Annotated in this window: 8 protein-coding genes; 6 read left to right on the top strand and 2 right to left on the bottom strand. The window is 71.9% G+C overall.

The window, feature by feature from the left end; all coding sequences use genetic code 11:
- Nucleotide 1: 1 nt before the first annotated feature.
- Nucleotides 2-634: an RNA polymerase sigma factor gene (locus H4O13_12805; GenBank protein ID MBE5316265.1), complete on the bottom strand. Its 633-nt coding sequence runs from the start codon at nucleotides 632-634 to the stop codon at nucleotides 2-4.
- A 199-nt stretch (nucleotides 635-833) separates the two neighbouring features.
- Here H4O13_12805 and H4O13_12800 point away from each other — a divergent pair, with 199 nt between their 5' ends.
- Complete coding sequence (locus H4O13_12800) at nucleotides 834-2,642, top strand: diguanylate cyclase (GenBank protein MBE5316264.1); 1,809 nt, start codon at nucleotides 834-836, stop codon at nucleotides 2,640-2,642.
- A 198-nt stretch (nucleotides 2,643-2,840) separates the two neighbouring features.
- Here the strand turns inward: H4O13_12800 and recC are convergent, their stop codons facing one another.
- On the bottom strand, nucleotides 2,841-6,443 hold the full coding sequence (recC, locus tag H4O13_12795) for an exodeoxyribonuclease V subunit gamma (GenBank protein ID MBE5316263.1): 3,603 nt from the start codon (nucleotides 6,441-6,443) through the stop codon (nucleotides 2,841-2,843).
- Nucleotides 6,444-6,820: 377 nt separating this feature from the next.
- Here recC and H4O13_12790 point away from each other — a divergent pair, with 377 nt between their 5' ends.
- The 5 genes from H4O13_12790 to H4O13_12770 all read left to right on the top strand — a co-directional run bounded on the left by H4O13_12790 (nucleotide 6,821) and on the right by H4O13_12770 (nucleotide 12,655).
- Nucleotides 6,821-7,990, top strand: a complete 1,170-nt coding sequence (locus H4O13_12790; GenBank protein MBE5316262.1) for an efflux RND transporter periplasmic adaptor subunit — start codon at nucleotides 6,821-6,823, stop codon at nucleotides 7,988-7,990.
- A 30-nt stretch (nucleotides 7,991-8,020) separates the two neighbouring features.
- The gene (locus H4O13_12785) at nucleotides 8,021-9,244 is read left to right on the top strand and encodes an ABC transporter permease (GenBank protein MBE5316261.1); all 1,224 of its coding nucleotides are present in this window, start codon (nucleotides 8,021-8,023) and stop codon (nucleotides 9,242-9,244) included.
- The gene (locus H4O13_12780; protein MBE5316260.1) at nucleotides 9,237-9,947 is read left to right on the top strand and encodes an ABC transporter ATP-binding protein; all 711 of its coding nucleotides are present in this window, start codon (nucleotides 9,237-9,239) and stop codon (nucleotides 9,945-9,947) included. The genes H4O13_12785 and H4O13_12780 overlap by 8 nt, the downstream gene beginning before the upstream one ends.
- Before the next feature lie 358 nt (nucleotides 9,948-10,305).
- Complete coding sequence (locus H4O13_12775; protein ID MBE5316259.1) at nucleotides 10,306-11,562, top strand: glycerophosphodiester phosphodiesterase; 1,257 nt, start codon at nucleotides 10,306-10,308, stop codon at nucleotides 11,560-11,562.
- A 298-nt stretch (nucleotides 11,563-11,860) separates the two neighbouring features.
- Entirely contained in the window at nucleotides 11,861-12,655 is a 795-nt protein-coding gene (locus H4O13_12770; GenBank protein MBE5316258.1) for a dioxygenase, read from the top strand.
- Nucleotides 12,656-12,721: the final 66 nt, after the last annotated feature.

Raw genomic sequence — 12,721 nt, 5'->3', positions numbered from 1 at the left:
CTCAGCGGTGTTCGGCCAGATGTTCGCGCAGACGCGCCAGCGCCCGCGAGAGATGGGTTTTGACGCTGCCCTCGCCGCACTGCATGGCGGCGGCGGTCTGGGCCACGTCGAGGCCCTCCCAGATGCGCAGCAGGAAGCACTGACGCTGGCGCAGGGGCAGGGCGCGCAGGGCGGTCTCCAGATCGCCCATCAGGCGCTCATCGGACAGCCGCAGCCAGGGTTCGGGCTGCTGCGGGTCGGCGACCTGCTGCAGCGGATCCGCGTCGTCGTCGTCGTCGCGCGGTTTGAGCCACAGCCGCCAGCGCGAGCGCACCTGGCTGCGCCGGTGGTGGTCGAGGATGCGGCTGTCGAGCACGCGGTAGAACAGCGGCGGCCAGTCCGCGGGCTCATGGCCGGCGTAGCGGCGCGCGAAGCCGAGCATCGCGTCCTGGACGATGTCGAGCGCATCCTCGCGCTGGCCGCAGCTCAGCTCGGCCATGCGCAGTGCGCGCCGCTCGACGCCGCGCAGGAAGGCATCGAGCGCGGCCCGGCGTTGATGGTCGGCGTCGGCAGCGGCGCGGTCCAGGTCCTGGGCTCCATCGAGACGGAACAGCAGCGTGCCAGAAGCGGCCGTCGCAGCGGCAGGGGTGGCCATGATCGGGTCGGTGGGCGGGGAACTGGGCTTCCACAACGCAGGCGGGCCGGCGCGGTTGACGACGCGGGCGCTCGGCGGGCCGCGCGCATGGCGCCAGCGCGGCACGGCATGGATGATGCACGCGCCGGCGGAGCACGGGTCGCAGGCGCGGTGAGTTCGCCGCCCTGGGCGCGACCCGACCGCCGCACGCGGAGCAGCGATGGCAGACACGTCCGTATTTCCCGGCAGGCTTCGATGGCCGCAGCCCTGGCTGCTGCTGATCCTGGCTGCCGGCGTGGGCGGGCTCAGCCTGCTGTCCCTGGCCTTCGTCACCATCGAGGGCATTCCCCTGCTGTGGCTGTCGAGCGGTTTCGCGGTCGGCCTGCTGGTGGCTTCAGCGGCGCCGCTGCGCGCTGCGACGCTCGGCGTGCTGCTGCTGGCCCTGGCCCTGCCCGCGTGGCAACTCGGAGAACCACCGCTGTCGGCGCTCGGCTATGCGCTGATCCACAGCCTGGAGACGGTGCTGGTGGTCTGGGGCGTGCGTCGCTACGGCGGGCGCCTGATGGTGGTCGAAGAAGTGCTGCGCTCCTCGCTCGTGGCCGGCATGGCGACCTTGGCTGCCTGCACCCTGGCCACCCTGCTGGCTATGCTGCTGCGTGCCGCAACGCGCGGCGCGGACGCAGTCGATCTGGCGGCCATCCTCAGCTGGTTCGCCTCGCACCTGATCGGCCTCGTCGTGGTCGCCGGCCTGATCACCGTTGGGCTCGCGCAGACCGCGCGCTGGCGGCGTCGGCGTCTGCGCGATCCCGGCTTCCTGCTGGCGTGGTGTCTGCTGCTGCTGGCGCTGCTGAGCGTGCTCGGCTCCGGTCTCTACGCGCTGCTGTTCCTGCCGTTCCTGCCGATGCTGTGGCTGGCGTTCCGCTACGGCCTGCCCGGCGCCCTGCTGGCCGCCGTCACCGTCGTGCTGGTAAGCGCCGCGGCGGCGGTGCTGGGCCGCTTCGCGCCCACGTTGCCGGGGCTGGAGGGTGCGCTCAGTGCGGCCCTGTTCCCGCAGCTCTACGCCCTGACCGCCTGCCTGATGATGCTGCCGATGGCGGTGATGATGACCGAGCGCGCCCACCTCGCCAGCCGGCTGAAACACAGCGAGGCGCGCTACCGCCTGATGGCCGACCATGCCCGCGATCTGGTCGTGCGCCTGCGCGCCGATGGCGGCCGCAGTTATGTCTCCCAGGCCGCGCGCAGCCTGCTCGGCTACAGCCCGGAGGAGCTGGCCGAGCCGCGGCGCGAGCTGTTCCACGCCGAGGACGATCCAGTGATCCGCGCCACGCTCGCACCGCTGTTCGCCAGCGCCGGCAGCGCTTCCATCCAGTTCCGCATGCGCCATCGCGAAGGCCACTGGGTGTGGCTGGAGGCGCTGGCCGTCAGCGTGCCGGCCGAGCGTGGCGAGGGCTTCGACATCGTCTACTCGGCCCGCGACATCAGCGCGCGGGTGGCGGCCGAGCAGGCCCTGCAGGCGCAGGCGCGCACCGATGCGCTGACCGGCCTGCCCAACCGCCGCGAGTTCAACGAGCGCCTGCAGCGCGCCCTGCAGCGTGCGCGTCGATCGGGGCTGGCGGTTGCCGTGTTCGCGCTCGATCTCGATCACTTCAAGGCGATCAACGACGAGCTGGGCCACGCCGCCGGCGACGAGGCCCTGCGCGACTTCGCCGCGCGCATGCGCCCGACCCTGCGCGAGGCCGATGTGCTGGCCCGGCTCGGCGGTGACGAGTTCGCCCTGCTGATGGAGAACCTGGCCGGCAGCGCGGAGTGCGAGGCCGCGGCGCGCCGCTTTCTGGCCGGCATGCGGCCGCCGTACCGGGTGGCCGGCGAGGCGCGAATGCTCGGCGTCAGCATCGGCATCGCGCTGGGGCGCGGCGCCCTCGATGCGGATGCGATGTTGGCCGCTGCGGATGCGGCCCTGTACCGGGTCAAGCAGAGTGGCCGTGGTCGCTACCAGCTCGTCGAGTTGGTCGCGTCGTCGGCGTCGTAAGCGCGGCCCCGCGGCGCAGGCTCAATGCGCGATGCCGGTTTCGGCCTTGCGATGTTGGGACGCGCCTTCGGCGTGTCCCAACCTACAGCCGCGCGATGCCCCGTAGGTTGGGCCAAGCGCGGCGCGGCGTGAGCGTGGAGTGGGTTGGGCCAAGCGCAGCGCGGCCCAACGGGCCCTCGCCTCAGGCAAGCGCTCGCCTCAGGCAAGCCGCGATCGCTCCGGTGCGACCAGGGTGATGCAGCCCAGCAGCCGCTGCGCGAAGTCGAGCAGGCGGGCGATGTCTTCGCTGCCGGGCTCGGTGTCGAGCGCGCCGACCAAGAGGCGCGCGTAGCCGGGGCCGTAGTCCGCTTCGCCTGCATGCTGATCGCCGCCGCTCCATGCGCTGCTGACGCTGCTGGCAAGGCGCTCGGGATACGGCGCGGAATCGGCGCGCTTGCCCTCGACCGGCTCGCACAGCGCCGCCCAGCTGGAGCGCGGCAGGTAGGGCAGGCGCCCGCCCTGGCCCTCGCGCCAGAACTCAAGCAGCTGCGTCAGCCGCTGAACGAGATGGTGCAGCATGCGATCCCGCGTCGACGCATCGCCCGCACACAGTGCGGCATCCCAGGCGTTCAGCCCATCGATCCACGGGCTGGGCGCGTCGCGGTCGAGCAGCGCCAGCACCTGCAGGGGTTCGATCTCCGACGCGCCCTGCGCCGTCGCCAGGCGCAGCAGGGCCCAGTCGAGGAACAGCGGCAGCCGGCGGCGGAAGTCGAGCTCGTCCTCGCCCAGCAGATGGCTCTCGTCGCTTTTCAAGCGCGTACGCGAAAAGCCGCGCAGCAGCCAGTGGCCGCCGCCTGCGCGCGCATGCAGGCCAGCGACCTCGCCGACCAGCCGACAGCCGGCGACGCTGACGTCGACCGGCGCACTGATCGCCTCGCCGTCCTCGAAGCGTTCAACGTCGCGCAGCGCCGACAGCAGGGCCTCGAGCTTGGCGCGCTCCTGCGCCCAGGCCGCCTGCCCGAGTCGACCGGGTGGCAGCAGGCCCGACAGGCGCAGCCAGGCCGGCGCCTCGATCGGCACCTCGCACTGCGGCCAGCGTTTGAGCAGGCTGCTGAACAAACGATCCGACAGGCGCTCGCGCGCATCGATTTCCGCTTCCAGCGGCTCGCTGTCGGGCAGGCGCTGCGCGTCGAGCGCATCGAGATGCAGCTGCAGGCCCTGCGTCAGCACCTGTCGCGCCGGGTCGCGCCAGAAGGCCTGCAGCTCGCGCAGGCCGAGCTGGGCGGGCAGCGCGGCAGGCGCGCAGGCGCTGCTGTCGACGAAGGGCGGCAGCTCGGCCAGGGCCGCGCGCGTGGGCAGCGTGGCGTAGGCCTGCGCATGCGAGAACAGGCGCGCATCGCTGCCGTCGAAGTAGCGCGCATCGAAGGGCTGCAGCGGATGCTCGACGCACCACGGGCGGTCGCGCTGCGCATCGTCGATGTCGACACCGCAGTGCAGGTCGAGCAGGGCCAGCAGCTCAGCCAGCGGCGCCGACGGGTTGCGCGGCGCGCCGTCCTTCACCGCCCGGCCGAGGTAGCTGAAGTGCAGGCGCTGCCGCGCCGACATCACCGTCTCCAGAAACAGATAGCGGTCGTCGCTGCGCTGCTCGCGGTCGTACAGGCGCGGCGCTGCGCGCATCAGGTCGAGCCCGCCGTCGGCGCCCCGGCGCGGGAACTCGCCTTCGTTCAGGCCCAGCACGGCGACCAGGCCAAAAGGAATCGCACGCTGCGGCACCATGCCGCAGAAAGTGATGCCGCCGAGCAGAAAGGCCTGGCGCTCGGGCACCGCGTCCAGCGCTTCCTCCAGCAGGCTGCGCGCCAGCGCAAAGGGCAGGGGCGTGGCCTGCTGCGCGGCCGGCGGTTGCGCAGCCAGACCCTGCAGCATCTGCCGCAGCAGCTGCTCGGCTTCGCGTCCCGGGGCGTCCTCGGGGTCGGTGCGGAACAGCGCGTCGAGCAGGGCCTCGAAGCGCTCGCACCAGCGCGCCAGCGGCAGGGTCTCAGAGGCCAGATCGAACAGGCCCTGCAGGGCCTGCAGCAGTGCATCGAGCGCGCCGATCGGCTCGGCCTCGGGACCGTGCAGGCCGGACACCGGGGCGAGTTCGCTGCCGTCGCCCAGGGTGAGTGCGCGCGGTGTGTCCTCGCCGGCGGCGTCTTCGATCAGATAGCCCGCAATCAGCCGGTCCATGCCGAAGGCCAGGCTGTGCGCGTACAGCGCCGGCAGATCGAAGCGTTCGCGAAAGCCGGCATCGAGGCCCCAGCGCGCGCCCGCCGCCTGCAGCCAGTCGGCCAGCGATTCCACCGCTGCGGCATCAAGCCCGAAGCGGCGCGCCAGCTCCGGCTGCTGCAGCAGGTCGATCAGTTCGGGCGCGGACAAGCGCGTGGCGGGCAGCGCAAGCAGGCGGCGGAAGGCCGCGAACAGGCGGTGGCTGCGGGCGGTGCTGATGTCGGCGAGGTGGTAAGGCAGGCGCGCGCGCGCGTCGCCGGGTGGTCCGAACACGGCGGCAATCAGCGGCAGGTAGGCGCCGATGTCGGGCGCCATCACCACGATCTCGCCGGGTGCCAGCGCCGCATCGCCAGCGCTGCCGACGCCGGTGGCATCGAGCAGCACCTCGCGCAGCACTTCGAGCTCGCGCAGCCGCGTGTGGCAGGCGTGCACGCGCAGGCTGTCGTCGGCGCGTGCGCGGGTTTCATCGATGGCGTCGTCCAGCGGCTCGCGCAGCAGGCCGGGATCGAGTCGACGCAGGCTTTCCTGCAGGCGCTGCAGGCGATTCACGGGCTCGGGATCGCGGCGGTCCTGCCAGTGGCGCAGGTCTTCGGCGACCTCGTCGATCTCCGACAGCGCCATGAAGAACTGCTGGCCCAGCCGGCCCCAGCGCGCCAGCAGCGGGTGGCCCTGCTCGATGAACCAGTCGCCCTCGCCGGCGGCGTCGATGGCCGCGGCCTCCTGCGCGCGGCGCGCGGCCAGCGCATCAAGGTCGCGGCTCAGGCCACCCCAGAACTCGCGGCAGGGGTCGGGCGCGTACAGCGCGACCAGTCGTGAGTCGGCCAGCGCGCGCAGTACCGCCAGCTGCTGCGGCGGCGCGTGGTTCAGGCCGAACACGTGCAGCGGCGTGCTCGCCGGCAGCGCGCGCAGGCGCGGCAGCAGACGCTGCAGAATGTCCGCGCGGTGCTCGCCCAAGCGGAACTTCAGCGCCCGCCACAGCGGCGCGACCAGCTCGCCCTCAAGTCGCGCCCGCGGCGAATCGAGATGCGCCAGCGCGCGCTCGCCGCGCTCCCAGCGGCGCAGCCAGTCAGGGCGGTAGACCAGGTACTGCGCGTACAGCCGCGCCAGCCGGTCGGCCAGCTCGAAGCGCCGGCGCAGGCGATCCTCCGGCGCACCGTGGTCGAGGTAGGAGGCCAAGCGCGCGGCGTCGAGATCGGCACGCGCGCTGTCCAGCAGATCGAAGACCTGCCAGCGCAGCTGCGCGCTGCGCCACTGCGGCAGCGACACCGCCTGCCGGCCCAGCGTGTCCTGCGCCAGCCGGTCGATGAAGCTGCTCGGCAGCAGCACCTCCAGATTGGCGACGATGCCGCGCGGCCCGCGCGCTTTCGCCAGCGCCCGCGTCAGCCAATGGCGCATGCCCGGGTGCGCGGCCAGCACGGTCTGCGGGGTCAGCACGTCCTCGGGCGGTGCGGCATCGAGCAGCTCCAGCAGCGGTTCGAGCAGGGCTTCCAGCCGGCTGGCGCGATACACCACCAGCCCCGCGCCGACGCTGCGCCCATCGATGTGCTGCACGTTCGCCACGCCGTCTCCCGTTTGCCCGCGTCGCGGGGTGCGGTGGCATTGTGCCGCGAGTGGTGATGCCTGACGGGTGTGCAGGTTGGGACAAGCCGCAGGCGCGTCCGAACGTCGCAGGATCGCGGCCTGCATCGAGGATTGGGCGTGCATCCCTGCGCTGCATCGCGCGTCGAGGTATGCGCGTGTGATGTTGGGCCGCGCTGCGCTTGGCCCAACCTACGAGGGGCTGGCGGAGCGCTTGGCCCCACCTGCGAGGCTTTGGCCGGTGTGCAGGTTGGGCAGAGCCGAGGCCGTGGCCCAAGGACAGGCCTCCATCGTGAAGGTCGCTTTCGCGTCCGTCTGCGTATGCTCCGCTCCCTCTTCTTCACTTCTGTGAGAACCCCATGCCGCGACTGCGTCTGCCGCGATGGCCCTGGCTGCTGGCGATCGGTGTCGTCGTGCTGGTGGCGATGCGACTGCCCGGCTGGGTGCAGGGGCCGGAGGTGACGGTGTACGCGGTCGAGCGCGGTCCGCTGCTGGCGAACGTGGTGGCGACCGGGCGCGTGCAGACGCCCTCGCGCGTCACCCTGGGCAGCGAGATCGCCGGCGTGCTGGTCGAGCGCAGCGTCACCGAGGGCGATCGCGTGGCGCCGGGGCAGGTGATTGCGCGGCTGCGCGATGACGAACTGCGTGCGCGCTTGCACGAAGCGGAGGCCGCGCTGGCCCAGCTGGAGCTGAGGCAGCGCCCCGAAAGCCAGGCCGCGCTGCGCGAGGCCCGCGCCCGCGCGCAGCAGGCGCGGCGCGAGGCCGAGCGTCTGGCGACCCTGGTCGCGCGCGGTCTGGTCGCCAAGGAGCAGGCCGAGCAGGCGCAGGAAACCCGTGAGATCGCCGAGGCCCAGGCCGCGCGCGCAGCGACCGTGGCCGACGCGCTGGCCCCCGGCGGCGTCGAGGAACAACTGCTGCGCGAGCGCATCGCCACGGCGACTGCGCTGCTCGCGCGTGCCGATGTCCGCAGCCTGGTCGCAGGCACGGTGCTGCGTCGTCTGGCCGAGCCGGGCGATGTGCTGAGTGCCGGCCGCGGCATCGTCGAAGTGGCTGTCGATGGGCCGACCGAGATCGTCGCCCAGGTCGACGAGCGCAACCTCGATCGCCTGGCCTTGGGTCAGCCGGCGCTGGTGTCGGCCGATGCCTTCCCCGAGCGCCGCGAGCCCGGCGAGGTCAGCTTCATTTCGCCGGCGGTCGATCCGCAGACCGGTACGGTCGAGGTGCGCGTGCGGGTGCCGGAGCCGCCGGCCTACCTGCGCCAGGACATGACGGTATCGATCGACGTCGAGGTCGGCCGGCGCGAGGACGCGCTCAGCCTGCCGCTGGACGCGCTGCGCAATCCGCGCGCCGGTGCGGCGGAAGTGCTGGCGGTGCGCGAGGGCCGCGTCGAGCGCCTCAGCCTGCGCATCGGCCTACGCGGGCTGGGGCGCGTCGAGGTGCTCGAAGGGCTTGCCGCCGGCGAGTTCGTGCTGCCGGCGCGGGCGGCAATCGAACCCGGCGCGCGCGTGCGCCCGCGACCGGCCGGCTGACGCCCCGTGTTCAAGCGCGCGCTCGATTCGCTGTGGTTCGAATGGCTGCTGGCCTACCGCCTGCTGCTGGAGGGTCGGGCGCAGAGCCTGTTGATCATCAGCGGCATCGGCGTCGGCGTGTGCGTGATCGTGTTCCTGACCGCGCTGATCGGCGGCCTGCAGAAGCAGATCATCGACCGCACGCTCGGCACCCAGGCGCACATCCGCGTACGTCCGCCGGAAGAGCTCGCGCGGCCGCTTCGCACGGAAGCCGAAGCCGAGGCCGGGCTGATCTCGCAGGTCGACCAGCGCGCCCAGCGCCTGCGCGCGCTGGACCAGTGGCAGCGCATCGAGCAGAGCCTGCTCGCTGCCGACGACATCACCGCAGTCTCGCCGCTGGCCTCGGGCCCGGCGCTGGCGCGGCGCGGTGCGGCCAGCCGCTCGGTAGTGATCCTCGGCATCGAGCCCGAGCGCTACACCCGCATCGTGCCGGTGCAGGACTCGCTGCAGGAAGGCCGCTTCGCCATCGTCGGCAACGACATCGCCATCGGCCGTCAGCTGGCGACCGAGCTCGGCGCGCGGCTCGGCGATCGGCTGCGGCTCGATGCCGGTGACGGCCGCGCCGACGTGTTCACCATCGTCGGCATCTTCGAGCTTGGCGTGCGCGACATCGACCAGCGCTTCGTCTACACCGCGCTGAAACCCGCGCAGTCGCTGCTGGACCTGCCTGGGGGCGTGAGCAGCCTCGATCTGCGCGTCACCGAGATCTTCCAGGCCGAGCCGATCGCACAAAGGATCAGCGCGCGGCTCGGCGTGAATGCCGAGAGCTGGATGACCCTCAACCGCAACGTGCTCGACGCGCTGTCGGCGCAGAGCATGTCAACCAACCTGATCAAGTTCTTCGTCGGCCTGTCGGCGGCCTTCGGCATCGCCAGCGTGCTGGCGGTGAGCGTGGTCCAGCGCGGCCGCGAGATCGGCATCCTGCGTGCGATGGGTACGGGGCGGAGCCAAGTGCTGCGGGTGTTCCTGATCCAGGGCGGCGTGGTCGGCCTGCTCGGCTCGGCGCTGGGTGCGCTCGGCGGCGCGGGCTTGATCGGTGCGTGGAGCGCGGCCGGGCTGTCGCGCTCGGGGCGCGGCTCCTTCGAACTGGCGGTCAGCCCCGAGCTGTTCATCGGCGCGACCCTGCTGGCCACGGTGGTCGGCATGCTGGCCGCAGTGGCGCCCGCGCGGCGCGCGGCGAAACTCGACCCGGTGGAGGCGATGCGCGGTGGCTGAGTCCTCACCCGTTCTGGAACTGCACGGCCTGACCAAGCGCTATGCGATCGGCACACCGGCCGAAATCGAAGTGCTGCACGGGCTGGATCTGAAGCTCGAACGCGGCGAGTTCGCGGCGCTGATCGGGCCCTCGGGTTCGGGCAAAAGCACGCTGCTGAATCTGCTCGGCCTGCTCGATTCGCCGACCGCGGGCGAACTCAGTCTGGTGGGACAGCCAACCCGTGCGCTGGACGACGACGCGCGCACGCGCCTGCGCGCCGAGTCGATCGGCTTTGTCTTCCAGTTCCACCACCTGCTGCCGGCGTTCACGGCGTTGGAGAACGTGCTGATGCCGCTGATGGCGCGGCATGGCAAGCCCTCGGCCGCGCAGCGGCAGCGCGCGCAGCGCCTGCTCGATGCGGTGGGGCTCGGCGAGCTCGCGCATCGCAAGCCCAATGAACTGTCGGGCGGCCAGCAGCAGCGCGTGGCGATCGTCCGCGCCCTGGTCAGTGAGCCCGCCCTGCTGCTGGCCGATGAGCCCACCGGCAACCTCGACACCCAGACCGCGGATGAGGTCTTCGCCCTGCTGCGCCAGCTGCACGCCGAGCGCAGCTTCGCGGTGCTGGTGGTGACCCATGACCCGCGGTTGGCCGAGCGCTGCGACCGGATCATCCGCCTCGTCGACGGGCGGATCGTCGAGGATCAGCGCAAGCCGCCCCGCTGATTAAGGCGTCAGCTTTCGGGTCGCTTCCGTAGGTTGGGCCACGCCGGAGGCGCGGCCCAACATCGCGCTAGCGAATCGTGCGTCGAGGTGTACGACTGCGGTGCGGTGGCTTGCGTCCAGGCTTGCGCCAGCGTCGTTGGGCCGCGCTGCGCTTGGCCCAACCTACAGGGCTGATCAGTGCGCCAGCGTTCGGTTCGCTCTTGTAGGTTGGGCCAAGCCGAAGGCGCGGCCCAACGACGCTGGCTTCAGGCTTGCGCCGAGGATCGCGCGGGCGAGCCCAAATCTGTCATCGCTGCGTCAATGAACAGTCATGCCAGGTCGGCAGGATGCGCGCTCCCTCCGTTGTGGAGCTGCATCCATGCGTCTCGTACTGCTGTTGAGCCTGCTGCTGCCCGTCGCCTGCGCTGCGCAGCCGGCTGCTGAGCCCGCCGACGCCAAGCTGCTGGGCGGCCTGCCTGTGCAGCTGGGCCCACGTCCGTTCTTCCTGGTGGATGACATGCAGGACGGTGCGCTGAAGCGCGACCTGCAGCGCTGCGCGGCGACCCGGCCGCTGTATCGGCCCAGCCAGTTCTCGATCGGCCACCGCGGTGCGCCGATGCAGTTCCCCGAGCACACGCGCGAGTCGTATGTCGCTGCCGCGCGCATGGGGGCGGGCGTGCTGGAGTGCGATGTGGCCTTCACCCGCGACAAGGCGCTGGTCTGCCGCCACGCCCAGGACGATCTGCACACCACCACCAACATCCTCGCTACGCCGCTGGCGGCCAAGTGCACGCGCCCCTTTGCGCCGGCCGAGTTCGACGCCGCCGGCACCCTGGTGCGCGCGGCCAGCGCCGAGTGCCGCACCAGCGACATCACGCTCGCCGAGTTCAAGACCCTGCGCGGCAAGATGGATGCCTTCAATCCGCGTGCCCGCACGGTGGCCGAGTACCTGGCCAGCACCGCCAACTGGCGCACCGATCTGTATTCGGGCCCGAGCAGCGGCACCTTGCTGAGCCACGCCGAAAGCATCGAGCTGTTCAAGCAGCTCGGCGTGGACATGACGCCCGAGCTGAAGACGCCGGTGGTGGCCATGCCCTTCGAGGGCTTCAGCCAGCAGGACTACGCGCAGAAGCTGCTCGACGAGTACCGCGCCGCACGCGTGCCTGCCCGTCGGGTGTGGCCGCAGAGTTTCAACCAGGCCGACGTGCTGTACTGGGTGCAGCGCGGCGGCGACTACGGTCGCCAGGCGGTGTTTCTGGATGACGCCGCCACGGTGGCCGATCTGCCCAGCGCCACCGAGCTGCGCAACTACCGCAGCCAGGGCATCCGCATCGTCGCGCCGCCGACCTTCGCGCTGCTGGCGGTCGATGCGCAGAACCGCATCATGCCCTCGCAGTACGCCCGCGACGCGCGCGCCGCTGGCCTGCAGATCATCACCTGGACGCTGGAGCGCAGCGGCATCCTGGCCGACGGCAACAACGGCTTCTACTTCCAGACGTTTGACAGCGCGATCCGCCGCGACGGCGATGTGTTCGAAGTGATCGACGTGCTGGCGCAGGACGTCGGCGTGCTCGGCATCTTCACCGACTGGCCGGCGACCGTGAGCTTCTACGCCAACTGCAAGGGCTTGCGCTGAAGTGACTGATCGTCGCCGCGGCAAGGGTCGCGGCGACGATCGCGTGGGGCGTTTGCCGGCGGGTTTGGAGTTCGCATCGGGTTTCGGGTGAACGGCCTCGGGCCGCGCCGCGCGTGGAACACGCTGCGAAGGCTGTGCGTTGCATTCGCTGGAAGGGGACGAAGCCCGCGTGCGGCTTTCTTGGAGTTCAGGGAGGGCTCCGCGGCCCTGGCGCGACACAGCGTTGCAGCACCCCCGGTTGTTGCAGTGGATGGGCGCGACCATCCTTCAGCGCATGTCGGAAGCAGGATCGCTGCCCATGCCGCTCGCCCCCAGCCTGTTCGTGTCCCATGGCGCGCCGACCTTCGCGCTGGCGCAGTCGGCGCCGGCGCGCGCGCTGCGGGCTTTCGGCGCCGCGCAGCCGCGGCCGCGCGCGGTGGTGGTGGTCTCGGCGCATTGGCAGACCGCCGGTCTGCGCGTGCAAGCGGCTGAGTGGCCGTCGACGGTGCACGACTTCGGCGGCTTCCCCGAGGCGCTCTATCGCCTGCGCTATCCCGCGCCGGGTGCGCCGGCGCTGGCGGCCGAGGTGCGTGCGCTGTGCATCGCCGCGGGTCTGCCGGCGCAGCTCGACGCCACGCGCGGCTTCGACCACGGCGCCTGGGTGCCGCTGCTGCATCTGCTGCCCGCCGCTGAGGTGCCGGTGCTGCAGGTGTCGCTGCCGCAGATGGCGTCGCCGGCCTTGGCGCTGAAGCTGGGCGAAGTGCTGCAGCCGCTGCGCGCGCAGGGCATCTGGGTGCTGGGCTCGGGCAGCCTGACCCACAACCTGTACGAGCTGCAGGCGCCGCAGAGCGCAGCGGTCGGCTACGCCCAGGCCTTCGTCGATGGCGTCGAGCGCGCGCTGGCAGACGGCGATGTCGATGCCCTGATCCACTACCGCCAGCGCATTGAAGGTGGCGCGCGCGCGCATCCCAGCGAAGAGCACTACCTGCCCCTGCTGGTCGCGGTGGGTGCCGCAACGCCCGGCGAGCGGCCGCAGCGTATCGCCGCGGGCATGGAGTACGGCGTGCTGTCGATGGCGTCGTACGCCTACGGCGCGGCTGCGACGGTCGCCTGACGCGCTGCGGCCTGCGCGCATCACGGTCGCGGGCTGCACGCCGGGACGCGTCCTGACTTGGCTGTG

This window comes from Lysobacterales bacterium (assembly GCA_014946745.1).
Taxonomy (GTDB): domain Bacteria; phylum Pseudomonadota; class Gammaproteobacteria; order Xanthomonadales; family Xanthomonadaceae; genus Aquimonas.
The sequence above is the reverse complement of the archived record's forward strand: the minus strand, read 5'-3'. Positions and strand labels throughout refer to the sequence as shown.